Annotated in this window: 23 protein-coding genes and 1 tRNA gene; 13 read left to right on the top strand and 11 right to left on the bottom strand. The window is 67.7% G+C overall.

The window, feature by feature from the left end:
- Positions 1-34: 34 nt before the first annotated feature.
- From G6N68_RS02225 to G6N68_RS02210, 4 genes are all read left to right on the top strand, one after another.
- Positions 35-2,794, top strand: a complete 2,760-nt coding sequence (locus G6N68_RS02225; RefSeq protein WP_163707284.1) for a PE family protein — start codon at positions 35-37, stop codon at positions 2,792-2,794.
- A gap of 199 nt (positions 2,795-2,993) precedes the next feature.
- On the top strand, positions 2,994-3,338 hold the full coding sequence (gene fdxA, locus G6N68_RS02220) for a ferredoxin (protein WP_163707282.1): 345 nt from the start codon (positions 2,994-2,996) through the stop codon (positions 3,336-3,338).
- Positions 3,338-4,093, top strand: a complete 756-nt coding sequence (locus tag G6N68_RS02215; RefSeq protein ID WP_163707280.1) for a helix-turn-helix transcriptional regulator — start codon at positions 3,338-3,340, stop codon at positions 4,091-4,093. Before fdxA ends, G6N68_RS02215 begins: the two co-directional genes overlap by 1 nt.
- Positions 4,083-4,373, top strand: coding sequence for a hypothetical protein (locus G6N68_RS02210; protein ID WP_163707278.1), 291 nt, complete (start codon positions 4,083-4,085; stop codon positions 4,371-4,373). Before G6N68_RS02215 ends, G6N68_RS02210 begins: the two co-directional genes overlap by 11 nt.
- Before the next feature lie 168 nt (positions 4,374-4,541).
- Here the strand turns inward: G6N68_RS02210 and G6N68_RS02205 are convergent.
- Positions 4,542-4,627: transfer RNA gene (locus G6N68_RS02205), tRNA-Tyr, on the bottom strand.
- A gap of 70 nt (positions 4,628-4,697) precedes the next feature.
- Between G6N68_RS02205 and G6N68_RS02200 the strand changes: the two genes are divergently transcribed.
- The 5 genes from G6N68_RS02200 to G6N68_RS02180 all read left to right on the top strand — a co-directional run bounded on the left by G6N68_RS02200 (position 4,698) and on the right by G6N68_RS02180 (position 9,040).
- Positions 4,698-5,189, top strand: a complete 492-nt coding sequence (locus tag G6N68_RS02200) for a YajQ family cyclic di-GMP-binding protein (RefSeq protein ID WP_163707275.1) — start codon at positions 4,698-4,700, stop codon at positions 5,187-5,189.
- A 138-nt stretch (positions 5,190-5,327) separates the two neighbouring features.
- The gene (locus tag G6N68_RS02195) at positions 5,328-5,837 is read left to right on the top strand and encodes a hypothetical protein (RefSeq protein ID WP_163707272.1); all 510 of its coding nucleotides are present in this window, start codon (positions 5,328-5,330) and stop codon (positions 5,835-5,837) included.
- Positions 5,831-6,448, top strand: coding sequence for an RES family NAD+ phosphorylase (locus G6N68_RS02190; RefSeq protein ID WP_163707269.1), 618 nt, complete (start codon positions 5,831-5,833; stop codon positions 6,446-6,448). Before G6N68_RS02195 ends, G6N68_RS02190 begins: the two co-directional genes overlap by 7 nt.
- A 37-nt stretch (positions 6,449-6,485) precedes the next feature.
- Positions 6,486-7,982, top strand: coding sequence for a flavin-containing monooxygenase (locus G6N68_RS02185; protein WP_163707266.1), 1,497 nt, complete (start codon positions 6,486-6,488; stop codon positions 7,980-7,982).
- Between the two features lie 32 nt (positions 7,983-8,014).
- The gene (locus tag G6N68_RS02180; RefSeq protein WP_163707263.1) at positions 8,015-9,040 is read left to right on the top strand and encodes an NAD(P)H-dependent glycerol-3-phosphate dehydrogenase; all 1,026 of its coding nucleotides are present in this window, start codon (positions 8,015-8,017) and stop codon (positions 9,038-9,040) included.
- 32 nt (positions 9,041-9,072) lie between these two features.
- On the opposite strand, the gene G6N68_RS02175 is transcribed toward G6N68_RS02180, so the two are convergent.
- From G6N68_RS02175 to grcC1, 3 genes are all read right to left on the bottom strand, one after another.
- Positions 9,073-9,471 carry a type II toxin-antitoxin system HicB family antitoxin gene (locus tag G6N68_RS02175; protein ID WP_240355333.1) on the bottom strand — a complete coding sequence of 133 codons (399 nt, stop codon included), beginning with the start codon at positions 9,469-9,471 and terminating at the stop codon, positions 9,073-9,075.
- Between the two features lie 345 nt (positions 9,472-9,816).
- Positions 9,817-10,677: a zinc metalloprotease HtpX gene (htpX, locus tag G6N68_RS02170; protein ID WP_163707259.1), complete on the bottom strand. Its 861-nt coding sequence runs from the start codon at positions 10,675-10,677 to the stop codon at positions 9,817-9,819.
- Between the two features lie 101 nt (positions 10,678-10,778).
- Positions 10,779-11,786, bottom strand: coding sequence for a nonaprenyl/(2E,6E)-farnesyl/geranylgeranyl diphosphat synthase (gene grcC1, locus G6N68_RS02165; protein WP_163707256.1), 1,008 nt, complete (start codon positions 11,784-11,786; stop codon positions 10,779-10,781).
- A 21-nt stretch (positions 11,787-11,807) separates the two neighbouring features.
- Between grcC1 and menJ the strand changes: the two genes are divergently transcribed.
- The 3 genes from menJ to G6N68_RS02150 all read left to right on the top strand — a co-directional run bounded on the left by menJ (position 11,808) and on the right by G6N68_RS02150 (position 14,201).
- Positions 11,808-13,037 carry a menaquinone reductase MenJ gene (gene menJ / locus G6N68_RS02160; protein ID WP_240355332.1) on the top strand — a complete coding sequence of 410 codons (1,230 nt, stop codon included), beginning with the start codon at positions 11,808-11,810 and terminating at the stop codon, positions 13,035-13,037.
- A 61-nt stretch (positions 13,038-13,098) separates the two neighbouring features.
- The gene (locus G6N68_RS02155; protein ID WP_163707254.1) at positions 13,099-13,800 is read left to right on the top strand and encodes a class I SAM-dependent methyltransferase; all 702 of its coding nucleotides are present in this window, start codon (positions 13,099-13,101) and stop codon (positions 13,798-13,800) included.
- A 65-nt stretch (positions 13,801-13,865) separates the two neighbouring features.
- Positions 13,866-14,201 carry a DUF732 domain-containing protein gene (locus G6N68_RS02150; protein WP_163707251.1) on the top strand — a complete coding sequence of 112 codons (336 nt, stop codon included), beginning with the start codon at positions 13,866-13,868 and terminating at the stop codon, positions 14,199-14,201.
- On the opposite strand, the gene G6N68_RS02145 is transcribed toward G6N68_RS02150, so the two are convergent.
- Positions 14,198-14,923, bottom strand: a complete 726-nt coding sequence (locus G6N68_RS02145) for a demethylmenaquinone methyltransferase (RefSeq protein WP_163707247.1) — start codon at positions 14,921-14,923, stop codon at positions 14,198-14,200. The two genes, G6N68_RS02150 and G6N68_RS02145, sit on opposite strands and share 4 nt — an antisense overlap.
- 69 nt (positions 14,924-14,992) lie before the next feature.
- Between G6N68_RS02145 and G6N68_RS02140 the strand changes: the two genes are divergently transcribed.
- Positions 14,993-15,817 (top strand): SDR family oxidoreductase, encoded by an 825-nt coding sequence (locus tag G6N68_RS02140; RefSeq protein ID WP_163707244.1) that lies wholly within the window; start codon positions 14,993-14,995, stop codon positions 15,815-15,817.
- Between the two features lie 4 nt (positions 15,818-15,821).
- Here the strand turns inward: G6N68_RS02140 and G6N68_RS02135 are convergent, their stop codons facing one another.
- The 6 genes from G6N68_RS02135 to G6N68_RS02110 all read right to left on the bottom strand — a co-directional run bounded on the left by G6N68_RS02135 (position 15,822) and on the right by G6N68_RS02110 (position 22,675).
- Positions 15,822-16,964: a glycosyltransferase family 4 protein gene (locus G6N68_RS02135; RefSeq protein WP_163707239.1), complete on the bottom strand. Its 1,143-nt coding sequence runs from the start codon at positions 16,962-16,964 to the stop codon at positions 15,822-15,824.
- 73 nt (positions 16,965-17,037) lie between these two features.
- Positions 17,038-17,550, bottom strand: coding sequence for a DUF3592 domain-containing protein (locus G6N68_RS02130; RefSeq protein WP_163718039.1), 513 nt, complete (start codon positions 17,548-17,550; stop codon positions 17,038-17,040).
- A 14-nt stretch (positions 17,551-17,564) separates the two neighbouring features.
- Positions 17,565-19,211 carry a 2-succinyl-5-enolpyruvyl-6-hydroxy-3-cyclohexene-1-carboxylic-acid synthase gene (menD, locus tag G6N68_RS02125; RefSeq protein WP_163707236.1) on the bottom strand — a complete coding sequence of 549 codons (1,647 nt, stop codon included), beginning with the start codon at positions 19,209-19,211 and terminating at the stop codon, positions 17,565-17,567.
- A gap of 84 nt (positions 19,212-19,295) precedes the next feature.
- Entirely contained in the window at positions 19,296-20,084 is a 789-nt protein-coding gene (locus G6N68_RS02120; RefSeq protein WP_163707233.1) for an alpha/beta fold hydrolase, read from the bottom strand.
- Positions 20,047-21,063: an o-succinylbenzoate synthase gene (locus G6N68_RS02115; RefSeq protein ID WP_263992118.1), complete on the bottom strand. Its 1,017-nt coding sequence runs from the start codon at positions 21,061-21,063 to the stop codon at positions 20,047-20,049. Before G6N68_RS02115 ends, G6N68_RS02120 begins: the two co-directional genes overlap by 38 nt.
- A 7-nt stretch (positions 21,064-21,070) precedes the next feature.
- Positions 21,071-22,675 carry an amidohydrolase gene (locus tag G6N68_RS02110; protein WP_163707232.1) on the bottom strand — a complete coding sequence of 535 codons (1,605 nt, stop codon included), beginning with the start codon at positions 22,673-22,675 and terminating at the stop codon, positions 21,071-21,073.
- Positions 22,676-22,677: the final 2 nt, after the last annotated feature.

The raw sequence follows: 22,677 nt of genomic DNA, 5'->3' as shown, positions 1-22,677 counted from the left end.
GATGAAGCCATGACTCAGAGAGAGGCCCCCTGACATGTCCTTTTTGACCGCGATGCCGGAGTTAATAGCCACGGCAGCAACAGATTTGGCCAATATCAGCACGACGCTGGAGTCGGCCAATGCTGCGGCGGCGATCCATACGACGGGTGTGCTGGCGGCGGCGCAGGATGAGGTGTCGCTGGCGATCGCGGAACTCTTCGGGACGTTCGGGCAGCAGTACCAGAGCGTGAGTGGGCAGGCGGCGTCATTTCATGCCCAGTTCGTGCAGGCGATGACCGGCAGTGGGAATTCCTATGCGCTGGCCGAATCGGCTGCGGCGCAGCCGCTGCAGAGCCTGCTGGATGTCGTCAATGGTCAGTTTGTGGCCCAGACCGGTCGTCCGCTGATCGGCAACGGCGCCAACGGCGCCCCGGGGACGGGCCAAAACGGCGGTGCCGGTGGATGGTTGATCGGCAACGGTGGGGCCGGCGGGTCGGGCAGCTCGAACGCGGGCGCGGACGGCGGGGCTGGCGGGGCTGGCGGGGCTAGCGGGTTGTTCGGCAGTGGTGGCGCCGGCGGGGCCGGGGGCGTGTCGACCACGGCGGGCAAGGCCGGTGGCGCCGGCGGAGCGGGCGGCAACGCGATGCTGTGGGGCTCCGGCGGTGCCGGTGGCGTGGGCGGCGCCGCGGCGGACGGCGCCGCGCTCGGCGGAGCCGGCGGCCGCGGTGGCAACGCCGGCATGCTGTTCGGCGCTGCCGGGAATGGCGGCGCGGGCGGAATCAGCTTCCTTGGCGGCGGCACCGGCGGGGCCGGCGGCGACGGCGGAACCGGCGGGCTATTCACCGACGGTGGAGTCGGCGGAAACGGCGGGACCGGCTCCAACGGCGGGGCCGGCGGGGCCGGCGGCACCGGTGGGCTATTCGGCACTGGCGGCACGGGCGGCGCCGGCGGCACCGGTGCTTCCACCACGCTGGGCACCACCGGCGGGGCCGGCGGAGCGGGCGGCGCCGGAGGCATGTTCGGCGCCGGCGGCACCGGCGGCAGTGGTGGCGGCAGCCTGGGCAGCGCCGGCGGGGCCGGTGGCGCGGGCGGTAATGCCGGCATGTTCAGCTTCGGCGATGGCGGTGCCGGCGGCTCTGGCGGCGAAGGGTTCAACAACGGCCAGACCGCCGGCGGGGCCGGGGGGGCCGGTGGTAACGCCGGGCTGCTGTTCGGCAACGGCGGCGCCGGCGGGGCCGGCGGCTTGGGCCGCACCACCGGTGGCACTGGCGGGGCCGGCGGCCAAGCCGGCCAGCTGATCGGCTCGGGCGGCACCGGCGGCACCGGTGGGGCAGCACTGACCACCGGCGGCGCCGGTGGGACCGGCGGGGCCTCCGGAGTGTTCGGCAACGGCGGTAACGGCGGCAATGGTGGAGCCGGGATCACCACCGGCGGCGCCGGCGGCACCGGCGGCAATGGGCTACTGATCGGCAACGGCGGCAACGCCGGCAGCGGCGGCACCGGCGCGACCGCCGGCAAGGCCGGCTTGGGTGGGATCAGCGGGCTGCTGTTGGGCGCCGATGGGATCGGGGCTCCGATCAGCACCAACCCGATCCACGTGCTGCAGCAAGACGCGCTCAACATCATCAACCAGCCCGTGCAAGCCCTCACCGGGCGTCCTCTGATCGGCAACGGCATCAACGGAACGCCGGGCACCGGAGGCGCCGGCGGCGACGGCGGCTGGCTGTTTGGTAACGGCGGCAACGGCGCGCACGGGGCGACCAACACCAACGCTAATGGCGCCGGCGGCAATGGCGGGGCCGGCGGGGCCGGTGGTGGCTTGTTCGGCAACGGCGGTACCGGCGGTGCCGGCGGCCTGGCCAACGGCCTCAACGGAGTCGGCGGCGCCGGCGGCGCGGGCGGCTCGGCGTTGCTGAACGGTGCCGGCGGCACCGGCGGTGCCGGGGGGCAAGGCATAGGCACCGGCGGCAAAGGCGGGGCCGGAGGGGGCGGCGGCAACGCCGGGGCGCTGTTTGGGGCCGCCGGCAACGGCGGAAACGGCGCCGCCCAAGGCGCGACGGGCGCCGGCGGGGCCGGCGGCAACGGCGGACTGTTCAGCAACGGCGGGGTCGGCGGCGCCGGCGGGCCCGGGGCCGCGGGCGGGGCCGGCGGCAATGGCGGGTTGTTCGGTGATGGCGGCACCGGCGGGACCGGCGGCAGCGGCGGCAAAGGCGGGGCAGGAGGCAACGGCGGTCTGTTCGGCGCCGGCGGCACTGGCGGAGCGGGCGGGTCCTTTAACGGCGGTAACGGCGGAGCGGGGGGCAACGGCGGTAACGCCGGGGCGCTGTCCTTCGGCGCCGGCGGGGCCGGCGGCTCCGGCGGCGCCAGCAGCGCGACTGGCGGGGCCGGTGGAGCCGGCGGTAATGCCAGCCTGCTGTTCGGCTCCGGCGGGGCGGGCGGCACCGGCGGACACGGCGGCACCGGCGGGAGCACCACCTTCCAGGGCGGCGCCGGCGGGGCCGGGGGCAACGCCGGACTGCTGGCCGGCTCGGGCGGCGCCGGCGGCGCCGGCGGATCCGGTGCCAACGCCAACGGCCAAGGCAACGGCGGCGCCGGCGGCAACGGCGGCAAATCTGGCATCACCGGCAGCGGCGGCGACGGCGGCGCCGGCGGCTTCGGTCCCACCACCGGCGGCAAGGGCGGCAACGGCGGCGACGCTGTCGCCGTCGGCGACGGTGGCAACGGTGGCAACGCCGGCAAAGCCGGGGCCACCGCAGGCACCGGCGGCATTGGCGGAATCCTGTTGGGCAACAACGGAAACAACGGCAAGGCTTGATGCACAGGCCGGCGAACGGCCGGCACCCCGCGAACTGGGCGACGTTCCCCACAACGTCGCCCAGTTCGTGGTTTCGAACGTGGTGGGCATGACGGCCCGATCCCCAATCAGCGGCTGGCAGCGCGGGGCAAGGCAACCGTCAAGAGCGCCCGTCGATTTATATAATTTTTACAAGTGGTTATTGGAGTAATATACGGGTATGACCTATGTAATCGGACAACCCTGCGTCGACATCAAAGACCGAGCCTGCGTGGAAGAATGCCCCGTCGACTGCATCTACGAAGGTGCCCGGATGCTCTACATCCACCCCGACGAATGCGTCGACTGCGGGGCCTGCGAACCGGTGTGCCCGGTCGAAGCGATCTATTACGAAGACGACCTGCCCGCGGAACTGCAGCCCTACGCCGAGGAGAACGCCAAGTTCTTCACCGAGACCCTGCCGGGCCAGGCCAACCCCCTGGGATCGCCCGGAGGTGCGGCGAAACTCGGTGCAATTGACGCGGATACCCCGCTGGTAGCCGATCTGCCCCCGCAGGGACACTGATGCGCACCGCGGCGCCGAAGCGCGCGCCGGGAGTGCCGGGACGGCGGGACGTCATCCTGCAGCTGCTGCGCGATTCGAGCCAACCGCGCAGCATCGCCGAAATCGCCGACGAGTTGGCCGTGCATCCCAACACCGTCCGTTTCCATCTCGACGCCCTGATAAGTGCCCAGCGCGTTGAGCAACTCATCGGCGACACCGCCGGTCCCGGACGACCACCGGTGCTGTTCCGGGCCGCACGCCGGATGGACCCGGCCGGCCCGACCAATTACCGGCTGGTCGCCAACATTCTCACGAATCATTTCGCCAGCAGTACGGATGACCCCGTCGCAGCCGCAGCCGAGCTTGGTCGCTCGTGGGGGCCCTCACTCGTCGAACCAAGTCCCGGCCGCGCACTTTCCAAGACACAGGCCGTCATCCAACTGGTGGATGTTCTCGATGACCTCGGATTCAAACCCGAACCGCCCCCGGCCCGGGGTGCCAAAGCGATCCGGCTGCGCCACTGCCCATTTCACGACTTGGTCGATACACACGGCACCATGATCTGCGCGCTACACCTCGGCCTGATGCAAGGCGCACTGACCGGGATGCGGGGGCCGGTGACGGTCGACCGACTGGACCCGTTGGTTGAACCCGACCTGTGCGTGGCCCACCTCGCGTCGGCAACCAGCGGCTCCGGCAAGCAGACGCCTCGCAACGTTGGGACGGCACGGGACTTGGCTACAACTCACGAAAGGAGTTCCGGACATGAACGATAACCAGGCGGGCATCGAAGCTCTCGGCGATCACGAGTACCTCATCCGCGTCGCCCAGGACGACGACCTCGTCACCATCGAGATGCGAGCCAACCCCGAGGTCGTCGACCGCATTGCGGGACCCGATGCCGACGAAGCACGCGTCGTCGCCACGACGGTGGACTATCTGATCGCGCGCCAGCGACCCGATGAATTGCCCGGACAACTCGACCTCGACGATGTCATGGCCGCCTACGACGACTACCTCAGCGAGCTACAGAACGAATTTGCCAACGCCCGGTGAGCGCGAGTGCAGCGCGGCTACAGCCTGATCACGTCGGCACGCAGCCGAACTGCCCGCGTCCGCGACGTTCATCTGCGCGATCGCGCCACCTGCGGCAACGGCGCTGGGATGAGCGCCGGCCGCTTTCGCGGCCCAGACTCTCGCAGGGGTGGGTACACCTTTGAAGTTTGGTGGCAGGTACAGGATTCGAACCTGTGTAGGCGTTAGCCGACGGATTTACAGTCCGCTCCCATTGGCCGCTCGGGCAACCTGCCGCCTAGCAGGGTACAACGAACGGGTAGACAGTTCACAAACGGCTAGCACCACAGGAGGAAGAGGCATCGAATGGCGGACTCATCGTTCGACATCGTCAGCAAGATCGACCGGCAGGAAGTCGACAACGCGCTCAACCAAGCCGCCAAGGAACTGTCCACCCGATTCGACTTCCGCGGCACCGACACCAAGATCGCCTGGAAGGGCGACGAAGCCATCGAATTGACCTCCTCCACCGAGGAGCGGGTCAAGGCAGCCGTCGACGTGTTCAAGGAAAAGTTGATCCGCCGCGACATCTCCCTGAAGGCCTTTGACGCCGGCGAGCCGCAGGCCTCGGGCAAGACGTACAAAGTCGTCGGCACCCTCAAGCAGGGCATCAGCAGCGAGAACGCCAAGAAGATCACCAAGCTGATCCGCGACGAGGGACCCAAGAGCGTCAAGACCCAGATCCAGGGCGACGAGGTCCGCGTCACCAGCAAGAAGCGTGACGACCTGCAGGCCGTCCAGGCGTTGCTGAAGAACGCCGACCTCGACGTGGCGCTGCAGTTCGTCAATTACCGCTGAGCCCAGCGGCCTCGCGAGCAGACGCAAACTCGCACGTTTTCGCGCGATTTTGTACAAGTTTATGTCTGCTCGCGGGCCGAATTGACGTTCAGTTCGTGCGGTAGAATTGAGTGCACGATCTGAACGTAGGAGATGACCATGGCCCCGACGGTCGCCGAGCTGGATGCCGCGAACCGGCGCCTGCGGGAAAGCGCACAGGCCGTGGGCGCCGCCCTGGCATCGGTCACGGTGTACACCGAACCCGCCGTCGCCCGGGCCGTGCAGGCCGAACAGAACCTGTACGGCCGCATTGAGGCCGAATTCGGGATGCTGACCAGCACCGAAGCGGGCAAGCGGATGGGCTCGCGCTCCAGCGCACCGCGCAACCTGGCCACCACCGCACGGCGCAACAACGCGCTGCTCGCCGTCCGTCAGGGTAGCTACCTCGCCTACCCCGGGTTCCAGTTCGGCCCGGACGGGAAGCCGCTGCCCGTCATCGCCCGGCTGCGTGAGGTTGCCGATTCCAACGGCTGGTCGGAGGCCGGGCTGGTGCAGTGGCTCTGCTCACCTACCACCTACTTCGATGGCGACCGCCCGGTGGACCATCTCGCCACTGACCCGGACCGGGTCGTCGCGGTGGCCTCGGAGGCCATGGCGGTGTCTTGGTAAGAAAGCCTCCGGACCCTTTCGACCCGGCCACCGCGACCCTGCCCGTCGGTCATCTGCTCTACCGCGTGCTGTCGGCCACCCGCACCGCCACCGACTTCAATCCGGGCATCGGCGCGCGCACCAGGTTCGGTTTCTTCGGCGATCCGGTGGTCCCGATCCTCTACGCCGCCGAAACCGAGGACGCCGCCATCGCCGAGACGCTGCTGCACGACATCCCCGTCGAAGGCGGCGTCCTCCCCTATGACCAGTACGCGACCAAAGTGCTCGTCCGTTTGGAGGTGACCAAGAAGGTGCGGGTGGCGGTGCTGCACGGCACTGGACTACGACGCCTCAAGGCGACCGCCGGCGACGTCACGTCCAGTCCGGCATCGAGCTATCGGGACACGGTCAAGTGGGCGGAAGCGGCTCATCACGCGGGCCTGGACGGGCTGGTCTGGATGTCGCGCATGTGCAACGACGCCAAGGCGTACGTGTTCTTCGGCGACCGGTGCGCGGACGCGTTCGCTCAGGACCCCAGCCACGCGCGGATATTCGCCAGCCCCGCCGACCAGCTCTGGCTGATCGACCGATGCGCACCCCTGCACGTCGACGTATTTATGGAGCCTGCCTAATCTGGTGGCGGTTGCCATTTTCAAGCGAGGTTCCGCAATGACATTGACCCCCCAGGCTGGTCCGGAAGCCGATTTCGTCGACGTCGTCATCGTCGGCGCCGGAATTTCCGGCATCGGTGCGGCGTACCGGCTCACCGAGCGCAACCCGAACCTGACCTACACGATCCTTGAGCGGCGGGCGCAGATCGGCGGTACCTGGGACCTGTTCCGCTACCCCGGCGTGCGCTCCGACAGCAGCATCTTCACGCTGTCCTTTCCCTTTGAGCCGTGGACGCGCAAGGAAGGCGTCGCCGACGGCGAACACATCCGCGAGTATCTGACCACCACCGCCCACAAGTACGGCATCGACCGTCACATCCGCTTCAACAGCTACGTGCGCTCGGCGAACTGGGATTCGTCCACCGACACCTGGACGATCACCTGTGAGGAGGACGGCAGCACAAAGCTTTACCGCAGCCGCTTCGTGTTCTTCGGGAGCGGCTACTACAACTACGACGAGGGCTACACCCCCGAGTTTCCCGGCATCGACGAGTTCGGCGGCACCGTCATTCACCCGCAGCACTGGCCGGAGGACCTGGACTACACCGGCAAGAAGGTCGTGGTGATCGGCAGCGGCGCCACGGCGGTCACGCTCATTCCAGCGATGGCCGATCGCGCGGCGAAAGTCACCATGCTGCAGCGGTCGCCGACCTACATGATTTCGGCGTCGAAATACAGCAAGGTCGCCGCCGTTGCCCGAACATTATTGCCCCGCAAGGCTTCTCATCTGGTTATCCGGACCTACAACGCGTTGGGCGAAGCGGTTCTGTGGTTCTTGTCCCGCAAGATCCCACTCTTCATAAAGTGGTTACTGCGACGCGTGGCGATCAAGAACCTGCCCGCGGGCTACGACATCGACACCCACTTCAAACCGCGCTACAACCCTTGGGACCAGCGGATGTGTCTGATCCCCGACGCCGACCTGTACACCGTGGTCGCCGAGGGCCGCGCCGACGTCGTCACCGACCACATCGACCATTTCGACGAAACCGGCATCGCGCTCAAGTCCGGGAAGCACCTCGACGCGGACATCATCGTCACCGCGACCGGCCTGCAATTGCAGGCGCTGGGCGGGGTCAAGGTCAGCCTGGACGGCGTAGAGATCGATACGCGCGATCGCTTCGTCTACAAGGCGCACATGCTCGAAGACGTGCCCAACCTGTTCTGGTGCGTGGGTTACACCAACGCCTCTTGGACGTTGCGGGCCGACATCACCGCGCGCGCGACGGCGAAGTTGTTGGCCCACATGGCCGCTCACGGCTACACCCACGCCTACCCGCACCTCGGCGATGAGCCGATGGCCGAAAAGCCATCCTGGGACATCCAGGCCGGATACGTGTTGCGTAATTTGCACGCGCTGCCCAAGTCGGGCACCAAGAGGCCCTGGAACGTGCGGCAGAACTACTTCGCCGATGCGATCGACTATCGATTCGACCGCGTCGATGAGGCCATGGTGTTTGGTCGCGTCAGCGAACGGGCCGCCCTGGCCGGGTAGTCCGCGGGGTCTCTGGGGTTAGGCTGAACCGCATGGCAGTTGCGAAACGCGAACCCGTGGTCGTTGTGCTTGGCGGCGGTTCCTGGGGCACCACCGTCGCGTCGATTTGCGCTCGCCGAGGACCGACCTTGCAGTGGGTGCGTTCCCAAGAGACGGCCGACGACATCAACAACAACCACCGCAACAGCCGTTACCTCGGCGAGGACGTCGTACTCAGCGAAAGCCTGCGCGCCACTACGGACTTCGCCGAGGCGGCCAACTGCGCCGACGTTGTCGTCATGGGGGTGCCTTCCCACGGCTTTCGGGGAGTGCTCACCGAGTTGAGCGCGGAACTGCGGCCGTGGGTGCCGGTGGTGTCTCTGGTCAAGGGACTCGAGCAGGGCACCAACATGCGGATGTCGCAGATCGTCGAGGAGATCCTGCCCGGGCATCCCGCCGGGATCCTGGCCGGGCCGAACATCGCTCGCGAGGTCGCGGAGGGTTACGCCGCCGCCGCGGTGTTGGCGATGCCCGACCAGCATCTGTCGACCCGGTTGGCGACGCTGTTCCGCACGCGCAGGTTCCGTGTGTACACCACCGACGACGTCATTGGCGTCGAGATGGCTGGCGCTCTAAAGAACGTGTTCGCCATCGCCGTCGGGATGGGCTACTCGTTGGGCATCGGCGAGAACACCCGTGCACTCGTGATCGCGCGGGCGTTGCGCGAGATGACCAAGCTGGGCGTGGCGGTGGGCGGCAAGGCCGAAACCTTCCCCGGCCTGGCGGGCCTGGGCGACCTCATCGTGACCTGCACCAGCCAACGCAGCCGTAACCGCCATGTCGGCGAACAGTTGGGCGCCGGCAAACCGATCGACGAGATCATCGCGTCGATGAACCAGGTTGCCGAGGGCGTGAAGGCCGCCAGCGTGATCATGGAGTTCGCCAACGAGTTCGGCCTGCACATGCCGATCGCGCGCGAGGTCGATGCGGTGGTCAATCACGGCTCGACGGTGGAGGAGGCTTACAAGGGCCTGATCGCCGAGGTGCCCGGACACGAAATCCACGGAGCGGGTTTCTAGGGGCCGGTCTCCCGGGGCGCGGCGTTGGCTGGCTAGTCAAAGGGGAACGCCCTGAAGCCGCCGTCTAACTGACGGGTGGCCAGCTTCTGAACTATCCACTGGTTCATGGAGATTCGCTGCTCTTCGGCTTCAAGAGCCAGGCGGGCGTGCAGTTCGCGTGATGTCCTGACGACGATTTTTCCGCTGAAGTTGCGCTCGCATAGGGACGGGGGGACCTGCTCACCGGTCAGCTGCATACCTTCGACGTTCTCGTCGACCGCTTCGACGAGAGCGGCGATGGCTTCAGGCGCGGTCTTGGCCCGGCGGACCATGTAGGGCATCTCGACACAGCCTGCGATGTATTCCTCGTGCACGTTGCACCACTCGGCGCGATAGGTGTAGCGGTTCACGTCGGCGTTGATAGCGGATGCGACGGCAACTTCGAAAGCCACCCATGGGCTCGGCCTGGGGATCGACCGGCCGGCCGCTCACGAATCCTCGCTCCAGGGATATAGACAGACTCCAGATCCGCTAGCACATGCGCCATCACCAGCGGCTCACACCGGCAGTGATAGCGCATCCGCCATCAAAAGCGAGAGCAACACATGTCCCCCGACAGAAGATCAAACACGGCCCCCCGCTCCGGGGATACAGACAGACTCCAGATCCGCTAGCACATGCGCCATCACCAGCGGCTCACTCCGGCAGTGATAGCGCATGCGCCGTCAAAAACGAGAGCAACCCATATGCTCCGGCTGGGGTCGACCGCTAGTGCCGCCGCTGGCAACCGCCCAGCACTAGCCCCGCGCCATTGCCTCGAGTCGACGGATGCGGTCTTCGATCGGCGGGTGCGTCGAGAACATCGCACCGATGCGTTCTCCCGAGCGGAACGGGTTGGCGATCATCAGATGCGCCTGATTGGCCAACTGCGGCTCGGGCGGCAACGGCGCCATCTCCACGCCACCGGAGATCTTCCGCAACGCCGACGCCAAGGCCAGCGGGTCACCGGTCAACACCGCACCCGACTCGTCAGCCTGGTACTCGCGGGACCGCGACACGGCTAACCGCACCACCGTCGCGGCGATCGGGCCGAGCAGTGAAACAAGCAGCATTGCAAATGGATTCGCGCCGCCTTCACGGTTACCGAACGCGCCGAAGAAAAACGCCATGTTTGCCAGCGCGGTGATCACCGAGGCCAGCGCCCCTGCCACGCATGAGATCAGGATGTCGCGGTTATAGACGTGGGACAACTCGTGCCCCAGCACGGCACGCAGTTCCCGCTCGTTGAGAAGGCGCAGGATGCCCGTGGTGCAACACACCGCGGCGTTGCGCGGGTTACGGCCAGTGGCAAACGCATTGGGCGCGTTCGTGTCGCTGATGTACAGCCGGGGCATGGGTTGGTGCGCGCTGTTAGCCAATTCACGCACGATCCGGTACATGGCCGGCGCCTGCAACTCGATAACCGGCTGGGCGTGCATCGCTCGCAGGGCCAGCTTGTCGCTGTTGAAGTACGTGTAGGCGTTGATTCCGATAGCGAACAAGCACGCCAAGATCAGCGCCGTCTTGCCGAACAAGGCACCGACGAACACGATCATCGCGGACATTCCGACCAACAGCACGAAGGTCTTCAGCCTGTTGGCATGGGGATGCCAGGTCATTTTGCGCTGCTCCTACCAAGCTCCTACGACACGGTTTGCTGACTTTCGCTTACACAACGCCCGTAGTAGCCCCGCAAGTTCCAGGGCGCCCCATACGACGCTTATCCGTGCCGGCTCACCGTGTAGTCGACCAGGGCCCCAAGTGCGTCCCGTCCAGGAACGTCGGGCAGCAAATCCAGCTCGTGACGCGCCTGCGCCGCATACCCGGCCAGCACGTCTTTTGCCTTGGCCATGCCCTCCGAGGCCCGCAACAGCGTCAACGCCTCTCGCACCTCGGCATCGTCGTGGACGGGTCCGGCCAGCAATTCGCGCAGCCGATCACCGTCGGGCCCCGTATCGCGCAATGCGTAGAGCATCGGCAGCGTGCGCACCCCTTCACGGATGTCGGTGCCCGGCAGCTTTCCCGACTTCTCGGATTCGCTGTCGATGTCGATGATGTCGTCGGCGATCTGAAACGCCGTGCCCACGATGGCGCCGAGTCGGCTCAGCCGTTCGATCTGCTCCTCGTCGGCCCCGGAGAACATGGCGCCAAACCGCCCCGCGGCCCCGATCAGGCTGCCCGTCTTCTCGTGGACCACCTTCAGGTACTGCTCGATCGGATCGACACCATCCGGAAGCCCGCGCGTCTCGCGCATTTGTCCCGTCACCAGCTCGGCAAACGTGTCGGCGACGATTCGCACCGCCACCGGGCCCAGCCGCGACACCAGGCGCGACGCCGTCGCCAACAGGTAATCGCCGGCCAGAATCGCGACGTTGTTGCCCCAGCGCGCGTTGGCGCTCGGCGCTCCCCGACGCACCTCCGCCTCGTCCATCACGTCGTCGTGATACAGCGTCGCCAGATGAATCATCTCGACCACCGCGCCGGCGATCACCACGTCACCCGAGTCCGGGTTGGGGCCGATGTGTGCGGACAGCACCGTGAACAACGGGCGAAACCGCTTACCGCCGGCCATGAACAAGTGCAACAACGAGTCGGTCATCACGGCGTCGGCGCTGCGTAGCTCCGTGTCCATCAGGCGCTCGATCTGGGCGACACCGCCGCGCACGGACTCAGCGAACGCAGCGTTGCCGAAGTCAACGCCTGCCACCACGGTCGCCGGAGTTTTCATTCGACCAACATACTGGTGGGCGTGGAGAAACAAGCGCTCAGCGCCGACGTCGTAGTCGTGGGCGCCGGCCCAGCCGGGTCGGCCGCAGCCGCGTGGGCAGCCCGCGCGGGCCGGGACGTGCTGGTCGTCGACTCGGCCGGCTTCCCCCGCGACAAGGCTTGCGGCGACGGGCTGACGCCGCGCGCGATCGCGGAGATGGAACGGTTAGGACTGGGCGACTGGCTGGCCGGCCGCATCCGGCACCGGGGCCTGAGGATGAGCGGGTTCGGCGGCGAGGTCGAGATCGAATGGCCGGGCCCGTCGTTTCCGGCATACAGCAGCGCGGTGGCCCGCCTCGAGTTGGACGACAGGATTCGCAAGGTCGCCGAGGACTCCGGCGCCCGCATGCTACTCGGAACCAAAGCCGTTGGTGTTCATCATGATTCGTCGAGGCGAGTGGTATCGCTGGTGCTGGCCGACGGCACCGAGGTGAGCTTGCGGCAGCTGATCGTCGCCGACGGTGCCCGCTCCTCGCTGGGCCGCAAGCTGGGCCGGCGCTGGCACCAGGAGACGGTGTACGGCGTCGCTGCACGCGGATACCTGACCACCACCCACGGCGACGACCCCTGGCTGACATCACACCTGGAACTGCGTTCTCCCGACGGCGCCGTGCTGCCCGGCTACGGCTGGATTTTCCCGCTGGGCGACGGCGAGGTGAACATCGGTGTCGGCGCGCTGTCGACCACCAAGCGACCTGCCGACCTGGCGCTAAAACCGCTGATCAACTACTACACCGACCTGCGCCGCGACGAATGGGGCTTCACCGGCCAACCGAGGGCGGTGGCGTCGGCATTGCTGCCGATGGGCGGCGCCGTTTCCGGGGTGGCCGGCCCGAACTGGATGCTCATCGGGGACGCGGCGGCCTGCGTCAATCCGCTCAACGGCGAGGGCATCGACTACGGGCTGGAGACGGGGCGGCTGGCCGCGGAGCTGCTCGACGCGGGTGATCTTTCGCACATTTGGCCGTCACTGCTACAGGACCACTACGCCCGCGGGTTCTCGGTTGCGCGCCGACTGGCGCTGCTGCTGACCTTCCAGCGCTTCCTGCCCACTACCGGCCCGATCGCCATGCGCTCGACAAAGCTGATGACGATCGCGGTGCGCGTGATGGCCAACCTGGTGACCGACGAGGACGCCGACTGGGTGGCCCGCGTCTGGCGCAGCGGCGGCCGGGCCTCGCGCCTGATCGACCGGAGGCCGCCCTTCAGCTGACCGCGGCCACCACATATCAAGTTCGTTGACATATATCAGGCTGGTTGATATACCTGAAGGCATGACTTCATCAACAGATTTCGACTTCGAATCCGTGTACCGCGGCGAATCCGAGCTGGGCGAGGGTGTCCGACCTCCGTGGAGCCTCGGCGAACCGCAGCCGGAGCTCGCCGCCCTCATCGAGCAGGGCAAGTTCACCGGCGATGTACTGGACGCCGGCTGCGGCGAGGGCGCCATTTCGCTGGCCCTGGCCGACCGCGGCCACAGCACAGTTGGCCTGGACGCCTCCCCCACCGCCATCAAGCTGGCCCAACGCGAGGCGGCGAAGCGGGGCATCACCAACGCCGGCTTCGCGGTGGCCGACATCAGCGACTTCAACACCTACCCCGACGGATCGGCCGGCCGATTCAACACCATCGTCGACTCGACGCTGTTCCACTCGATGCCCGTCGAGCTGCGCGAGGGCTACCAGCAGTCGATCGTGCGGGCCGCGGCACCGGGCGCCAGCTACTACGTGCTGGTCTTCGACAGGGCGTCGACAACGGGCACTCCGCCCTTCGCGGTCACCGAGGAGGAACTGCGCGAGGTGGTAGCCAAGTACTGGGTGATCGACGAAATCCGGCCCGCCCGCATCCACGCGCAGATCCCGGCGGAATTGGCGGAAATGACTGAGGCGCCGGCCAACATGCCCTTCATTACGCGTGACGAGCCCGGTGGCCGTAAGTCGGTCGGCGCATGGCTGCTCTCGGCCCACCTGGGCTGAACGCCCGCCCCAACCCTCGTTCCCGACGCTGCTACCGAGGTGCGGCTAGGTGTATAGTCTGGCTAATGAAGGGAACTAGGCTGGCTGCGTTCGCCGCTATGGCGGTCGCCGCGATCGGCCTGGCCGCGCCCGCTCAGGCTGACGACTACGACCAGGTCTTCAACAACACGTTGCACGGTTTCGGCATCTACGGCCCACAGGACTACAACGCCTGGCTGGCCAAGATCAGTTGCCAGCGGATCGAAAAGGGCGTGGACACCGACGCGTACAAGTCCGCCACGTTCCTGCAGCGAAACCTCCCACTGGGCACCACCCAGGGACAGGCGTTCCAGTTCCTCGGCGCGGGCATCGATCACTACTGCCCCGAGAACGTCGGCTTCGTACAGCGCGCGGGAGTCTAGCCCCGCGCTGCCCGGGATGCTGCCCGGGTTACCGGCCGCGGCTTGTACCCCGCGTGCAAGGCCACTATGCCGCCGGTGAGGTTGCGCCACCGCACGGCTGACCAGCCGGCACGCGAGATCTGGTGCGCCAGCGCCTCCTGGTCGGGCCAGGCCCTGATCGACTCCGCCAGATACACGTAGGCCTCGGGATTGCTGGACACCGCGCGCGCCACTGCCGGCAGCCCCCGCATCAGGTACTCCTTGTAGACGGTCGCAAACAATCCGTTTGTGGGCGTGGAGAATTCGCACACCACCAGCCGACCGCCGGGACGGGTCACCCGCGCCATTTCGCGCAGCGCCGCGTCGGTGTCGACGACGTTGCGCAGCCCGAAACTGATGGTGACCGCGTCGAAGACCTCGTCGGCAAACGGCAGTCGGGTGGCGTCACCGGCGACCTTGGGCACCTTGCGCGCGCCGCCGGCGGCGAGCATGCCGACCGAGAAATCGGCCGCCACGCACCACGCCCCGGACTTCGCCAGTTCGACCGTCGACACCGCGGTGCCTGCCGCCAAATCCAGCACCTTGTGGCTTGGCGCGAGCTGCAGCGCCGAGCGGGTGGCTCGCCGCCAATAACGGTCCTGGCCCAGCGACAGCACGGTGTTGGTGATGTCATAGCGGCGGGCGACGCCGTCGAACATTGACGCGACGTCTTTGGGGTTCTTGTCCAGTGCCGCGCGATTCACCTCGACGACGCTACCGAACGGGCGCTCCCGAATGGGAATGAGGCGTCGGCCCCTGCGTTGCACCAATGCGTGACTGAAAAAGTTTGGTTTATCACCGGCACATCCCGCGGCTTCGGACGCGAGTGGACGAAAGCGGCGCTCGAACGCGGTGACAAGGTCGCCGCCACCGCACGCAACACCGCCACACTCGATGACCTGGCTGACCGCTACGGCGACAACCTGTTGCCCATCACGTTGGACGTCACCGATCGCGAGGCGGACTTCGCGGCCGTCAAGCAGGCCCATGACCACTTCGGACGGTTGGACATCGTCGTCAACAACGCCGGCTACGGGCAGTTCGGGTTCATCGAGGAACTGTCGGAGCAGGACGCGCGCGACCAGATCGAGACGAACGTCTTTGGGGCGCTGTGGATCACGCAGGCGGCCCTGCCGTATCTGCGCGAGCAGCGCAGCGGACACATCATTCAGGTGTCCTCGATCGGCGGTATCACCGCGTTCCCCGACGTCGGCATCTACCACGCCTCCAAGTGGGCGCTGGAGGGTTTCTCGCAGGCGCTGGCGCAAGAGGTCACGTCATTCGGCGTGCATGTCACGTTGATCGAGCCGGGCGGATTCGACACCGACTGGGGCGGTTCGTCGTCCCGACGCGCCGAGCGCCTGCCCGCGTACGCAGAAGTGCATGCCAATCAGGACGAATGGCGCCGCCAACGGTGGGCCAGCCCAGGCAACCCGGTGGCGTCGGCAGCGGCGCTGCTGAAGGTCGTCGACGCCGAAGAACCGCCGTTGCGGGTCTTCTTCGGCGCTGCTCCACTTGGGATCGCCAAGGCTGACTACGAGAGTCGGTTAGCCACCTGGGAGCAGTGGCAGTCGGTTGCCGAACTAGCGCAGGGGTAGGCGCTTACGCGTATCGCCTGAACATCCCGGCTCGCCCGGGACGCGACAGCACCGCCTCGTAGTGGCCGAGCAGCTCGTCGCAAATGACCGGCCAACCGCGGCCGAGCACGCTCTTGCGCGCGGCCGGCGAGTAGCGGTTGCGCTCGTCGATCAAGTGGTCGACGGCGGCGGGCAGTCTCGCTTCGAATTCGCCAACCGGCAACAGCAGTCCGGTGCGCCGCGGGGTGACCAGATCGCGCGGGCCGCCGGCGTCGGGGGCGATGACCGGCAGCCCCGACGCCAGCGCTTCCTGCACGGCCTGACAGAACGTTTCGTGTTCGCCGGGATGCACGAAAACGTCCATGCTGGCGTACGCCCTGGCGAGCTCGTCGCCATACAGTGCGCCCGCGAAAAGCGCTGTGGGCATTGCCGATTGCAGCTTGCGCCGGTCGACCCCGTCGCCGACGATGACCAGCCGCACCGCGCCGCGGTCCGCCAGCACGGCGAGCCGCTCGACGTGCTTTTCCGGCGCCAGCCGGCCGACGAAACCGACGATCGGTTTGCCGTCCGGGGACCACTGCCGCCGCAGCGCCTCGTCGCGCGCCGAGGGTGCGTACCGCACCAGATCGACGCCACGCGCCCATCGGTACAGCCGTGGAAAGCCCTGTGCGGCTAGCGCTTCCATTGTCGCCGTTGAGGGCACCAGGGTGCGGTCGGCGCGGCTGTGCAAGCGGCGAAACCAGCCCCACGCGGCCCGCGTGGCCATGGGAACGCCGTAGCTGGCCGCGAAACCCGGTACGTCGGTTTGGTACACGGCAACGGTCGGTACGCCGAGACGACGCGCGGCCAGCAACCCGCCGAATCCGAGCAGCGCCGGGGAGGCCAGGTGCACGACGTCGGGATCGAACCCGCGCATCACCCGGACGAGTCCGGGGGTGGGCACGCCCAACGGAAGGGTGGTCACCTTCGGCAACATCCGCGACGGCGTGCGGTGCACGCGACGACCGTCATACAGGTGCTCGGCCCGTGGTTGCCCGGGCGGGTTATCCGGGGCGATGACGAGCGCTTCGTGGCCGGTACGGCGCAGGTGCTCGAGCACCCGAATCACCGAGTTGCTCACACCATTGACGTTCGGCAGGAACGACTCGGCGACGATGACAACGCGCACAAGACCACCGTGTCAGGACGGACTGTCCCTAAGGTTGCCGGTGGACGTACGGGGGCGTACGGGTCGCGAAAATCTAGTGCTCGTGCGGCTGGTCCGCGGTTTTTCCCAGCCGACGATCGAGCAGCGCCAGGCCGATCAGAACGATCCCGCCGATCAGCCAGGCCACCACGGCAATCGAGCCCGCTGGAATGATCGCCAGACCGGCGTTTCGGTGCTGCACCCGGACCAGGTTGGGGTCCCGCTTGTTGTATTCGACGTAGATTCGCATGCCGGTGGCCAGCTCGGACGGGTACAGCACGCCGAGCTCCGGGCGATAGGTCACCCGCTCCGGCGTGACGAACTCGATGGTCGAGCGCCGCGGCCCAGCGCTGAGGACCTCGGCCTGCGCGACGCCCATGTTGCGGCTGATGGCCAGGTCGTTGCGCCACGCTCCGGCCACCAGCAGCACCGACTGCAAGGTGACCACGGTGACCACGACCAGCACGCCGATCCGCACCCAGCGCACCACGGTCCTGGCCCGGGTCTGCGGAAGCTGCTCACTGGTGCCGTGAATCAAGATGCGCAGCAGCCGCTTTGGCCACTTCACCGCGCTGGGAACCCTCACAGGGCAGCCTTGATGGCGGCGTGCAGCTGTCGCAGCGAAGACCGGTCCGCCTTGACCTCCAACACGCGCAGGCCGGCGGCCGGTTCGTCCAGGGCGGCGTGCAGGTCGTCGACTTCGATCTGCCGGCTTTCCACGTGGTAGGCGCGACACAGCGCCCCCACGTCGACGTCGTGTGGGGTGCCGAAGACCCGCGACGATACGTCCGAGAACCGGGGGTCGCCCTGCTCGAGCAGTTCGAAGATGCCACCGCCGTTGTCGTTGGACACCACGATCGTCAAGTCTCGCGGTGTCGGTTCGGTGGGCCCGATCAGCAACCCCGAACTGTCGTGGACGAACGTCAGGTCGCCGATCAGCGCAATGGTGCGGCCACCCTCCTCGCCCGCACGTTCGTGAGCCAGCGCCGCTCCGATCGCGGTCGACACGGTGCCGTCGATACCGGCGACCCCGCGATTCGACCGCACCTTTATGCCGTGCGCGTCGAGGCCGACCAGCGCAGCGTCCCGGACCGGGTTGGAGGCCCCTAGAACCAGCTGGTCACCGGGCCGCAGCGCGGCGGCGACGGCCGCGGCAACGTGCAGCCCCGTGGTCAACGGATGCGCGGCGAGCTGCTCGTGTACGGCAGCCAGCGCGTGGCGATTCACCTCCGCGCATCGGCGCAGCCACGCGGGGCTGGGCGAGCCGGTGGTGACGGCCCGGGTGCCGGTGGCCTGCGAGTTGCCCGAGACGTCCGGCCAGCGCGGCCCGGTCGTCAACGCGTAGACCGGCACGTTGGGATCGGCCAGCAGCGCCGAAACCGGCCGGTGCAGGGTCGGACGGCCCAGCATGATCACCTGTTGGGGACGCAGCAGCGGCAGCGCCAGCGGGTGCAGCGGATTGTTCGAGTAGGCCGGTGCCGTGGGTTCGGCGACGGTGGGCAAGTCCGCCAGGTTGGGGTGCACGCCCGCGCCGTGCCCGGCGATGACGACGGTGTCGGGCGACAGGTCGATCTCCAGCGGCTGGTCAAAGGTCACCGGTGGGGTGTACGTCCAGGGCCTGCCGTCCGGCCGTCCCTGCGGAATGGCGGCACCGAGCGGCTCCGTGTCGGGTACCAGCGGTTCCCGCAACGGGATGTCGAAATGTACCGGACCCGCGTTCGCGGTGCGAGAACCCGTGGCGGCCACCAAGACTCGGCAGGTGGCCGAACGCCAGGTCGCGTTGAAACCGGCCAGCTTCTCGGGCGCGTCCTCGGCCAAGCCCAGGCTGATCGTGGCCCGGACTTGCGACCCGAAATAGCCCAGTTGCTCCATGGTCTGGTTGGCGCCGGTGCCCAGCAATTCGTACGGCCGGTTGGCCGACAACACGATCAGCGGCACCCGCGCGTAGTTGGCCTCCACCACCGCGGGACCCAAGTTGGCCACCGCGGTGCCCGACGTCATCGCCACACACACCGGCGCGTGGGCAGCGATCGCCAGTCCGATGGCCAGATAGCCCGCGGTGCGCTCGTCGATGCGAACGTGCAACCGGATGCGGCCCGCCCGGTCGGCGTCTTGCAGCGCAAACGCGAGCGGCGCGTTACGCGAACCGGGGCACAGCACCACGTCCCGGACGCCACCACGAATCAGTTCGTCAACAACGACGCGGGCCTGTGTCGTCGACGGGTTCACTACTACAGGGTGTCACAATCGCCGGCCAGGCCGGTTAGTGAGTAACCCTGAGCAACACCGGCCCCATGGGCCCCAGCAGTTGAGTCAGACCTTGACGCTGGCAAAGAACTTCAACGCCGCGGCGTTGACGGCGTCGGGCCGCTCGAAGAATCCGAGATGGCCCGCATCGGGGATCTGCAGATAGCGTCCGTGGGGCAACGCGTCGGCGACCTCGCGGCCCAGGTACGGCGGCGTGACGACGTCGTCGGAGAAGCCCAGCACCAGCACCGGCGCCGCGATGTTGCGATAGGCCGGCAAGCGGTTGGTCTGCGGTGCGACATCAAGCTGGCAGCGCAACCCTGGGGTCTGTTTGATCGGCCACATGCTGAACATCGCGATCCAGTCCGCGATGGCCGCGTCGTCGTTCAGGGTCTTGCGCGAAAAGTTCTCCAACAGACGGTTTTTCGCGACATACGAGGCGGGCAGTTCGATCTTCGCGGCATCGAGGTCCGCCTCGGCCTCTTGGAAGAACTGGCGAGCTCGGTCCAGCCGGCCCCGGGTGGCCATCAATACCGCGGAGCTGACCAGCTCGGGCCGCACCACCATGAGTTCCTGGGCGATGAACGACCCCATCGACACCGAGACGATGCGCACCGGCGCGATGCCGAGCGATTCGATCAGCGCGGCGGTGTCGGCCACCATGGTTTGCGTCGTGAAACCCTCGGCGTTCTCGGTCGCGCCGATGCCCCGGTTGTCGAACGTGATGCATCGGTAGCCGGCCGCCAGGAAAGCCGGAACCTGATGGGGGTGCCAGGTGCGTCCGGCGCCGCCACGACCGGCAATGAAAAGGACCGGGTCACCGGTCCCTTTGTCGTCGTAAGCCAGATTGATCACCCGTTCGACGGTACAGCAGCGGGTAGCACGCCTTTACCCGTTCGATCCACCACTGCCTTCGGTCCGCGGGCGCGCTCAGCGTCCGCAATCGCTCCGGATCCGGGGTAATCGGCCGCACCCGAAGGTAGCCGTCGACGGGTGGCGAGGGCTCCGCCACGTCCTCGACGAACAGGCCGCCGGTGCCCAGCCCGCAGGCATGGCGCAGCTCGGGTAGAGCCGCCGCGGCGGCGAGCCCGGTGCCGATCCCGACCGCCGAATCCAGCGCGCTGGACACCACGATCGGGATGTCGATCTGCTCTGCGATCTTGAGCAGGGCCGAAATGCCACCCAGCGGAGCAACTTTGAGCACCGCGATGTCCGCGGCACCGGCACGCACCACGGCCAACGGGTCCTGCGCCTTGCGAATGCTCTCGTCGGCGGCAATCGCAACGCTGGTCCGACGGCGCAGCTCGGCGAGTTCGGCGACGGTGGCGCAGGGCTGTTCGAGGTACTCGAGTGGACCGTCGGCCGTCAGCGCGTCGGCCGCCCGCGTAGCCTCGTCGACGGTCCATCCGCCGTTGGCGTCCACCCGCACGGTGTCGACCAGTTCACGTACGGCGTTGACCCGGTCGACGTCGTCGTCCAGGCTCTGCCCCGACTCGGCGACCTTCACCTTGGCGGTGCGGGCACCGGGAAACCTCGCCAGTACTTCGGGCACGTCGGCGGCGGGGACGGCCGGCACCGTCGCGTTGATGGGGACGCGGTCACGCCGCACCGGCGGCGGCTCACCGTAGGCGGCCTGTATTCCCGAAGCCAGCCAGTGCGCGGCCTCGGGTGGCTCGTACTCGACGAACGCACCGAACTCACCCCAGCCGGCGGGACCCTCGATCAGGGCCAGCTCCCGGATGGTGATGCCGCGGAACCGGACCCGCATGGGCAGCGCCACGACGTGCAGGCTGTCCAGCAGGTCCGCCAGCGTGGGGGCGGTTGCCGACGTCACTGCCTGGTCACCGCCCGTAGACCTGGCGGCCCGCCAGATACGTGGCGCGCACCTCGAGGTCTGCGATCTCCTCCGGCGGGACCGTCCGCGGATCCGCCGAGAGCACCACCAGGTCGGCGTACTTGCCGACCTCCAGCGAGCCGACGATGTCGTCGCTGAACAGCTGCCAGGCGGCGTCGATGGTTTGCGCACGGATGGCCTGTTCGACCGTCAACCGCTCCTCGGGTGCGAGCACCCTGCCGCTCGGTGCCACCCGGGTGGCGGCGACGCTGATATTGCGCAGCGGCTCTTCCGGCGTCACCGGCGGGTCGTTGTGCAGCGAGATGCGCATGCCGGCCGCGACCGCGGAGCCGGCGGGCATCCAGCGTGAGCCGCGCTCCGGGCCGAACAGGCCGTCCACGATGATGTCGCCCCAGTAGTGAATCTGGTCGACGAAGATGCTGCAGGTGACGCCGAGTTCGACGGCTCGCCGCAGTTGCTCGGGACGGATGGCGCCCACGTGTTCCAGCCTGAGCCGGTGGTCGTCACGCGGATGTTGTTGCAGCACTTCGTCATACACGTCGAGGATGGTGTCGACGCCCGCGTCGCCCTGGACGTGGCAGGCGATCGGCCAGCCCTTCGGGAAGTAGGCGCCCACGATTTCGGTCAACTGCTCGCGGGTGTAGTTGGCACAGCCGCAGGAGCCGGGCTGGATGCCGGCGCTGCGGGTGGCGGGTGTGTCCAGGTACGGAAACGACAGCGCGATGTTGCCGATCCACGGCGAACCGTCCACCCAGATCTTGATGCCGACCTGGCGCAGCATGTCGTCGCCCTCGCCCGGGCTGGCGTCGGTGGCCATGCGGGCATTGGAGATCTCGTAGGTGCGCAACCGGACGGTGAGCTCGTCGTGCAATCCCGCTACCAGCGGCTTGAAGTTGGGATCGAACGCCATCTCCGAACAGGTAGTCAGGCCGGCGCGGTTGAGCCGAGCGCATTCGGCGCGCAGCATGTCCGGGTAGTCGGCCGGCGTGATGGCACCGGCCAGCAGCGGGAACACCGCGCCGATCTCTTCGGCGGTTCCGTCGAGTTCGCCGTTGACGTCGCGACCGTACTTGGCACCTTTGGGATCGGGGGTGTCTCGGTTCAGGCCGCCGCGCGCTGCGGCCGCCGAATTGAAGTAGGCCTTGTGTCCGGAGTTGTGGATGATCACCAACGGGCCGTCCGGCGCGATGTCGTCGAGCCAGCTCAGCGTCGGTTCCGGCAGACCGGGCTGCAGCAGCGCGTCCCAGCCGTTGAGGTATGCGCCGGTCGGTCCGCGACGTGCGACCTCGCGGCGGATTGCGTCCACCACGTCGTCCGGGTTGCGCACGGTGACCGGCCGGATATCCACCAGCCGGTCGGACAGCGCGATCGCCTCCATCAGCGGATGTCCGTGTGCCTCAACGAAACCCGGCATGACACAGCCGTCGCCGATGTCGACGGACTCGGTTTTCGGGCCTACATGCTGGGCGATGTCGGACCGGTCGCCGACGGCGATGACCCGGCCGCCGGCGACCGCGAGCGCCTCGGCCGTGGGCCTCGTTTCATCGACGGTCAGGACGGTTCCGGTGATGACGAGGTCCGCGGCGGCCATGT

It is taken from the genome of Mycobacterium bourgelatii (genome assembly GCF_010723575.1).
Taxonomy (GTDB): Bacteria; Actinomycetota; Actinomycetes; order Mycobacteriales; family Mycobacteriaceae; genus Mycobacterium; species Mycobacterium bourgelatii.
The sequence above is the reverse complement of the archived record's forward strand: the minus strand, read 5'-3'. Positions and strand labels throughout refer to the sequence as shown.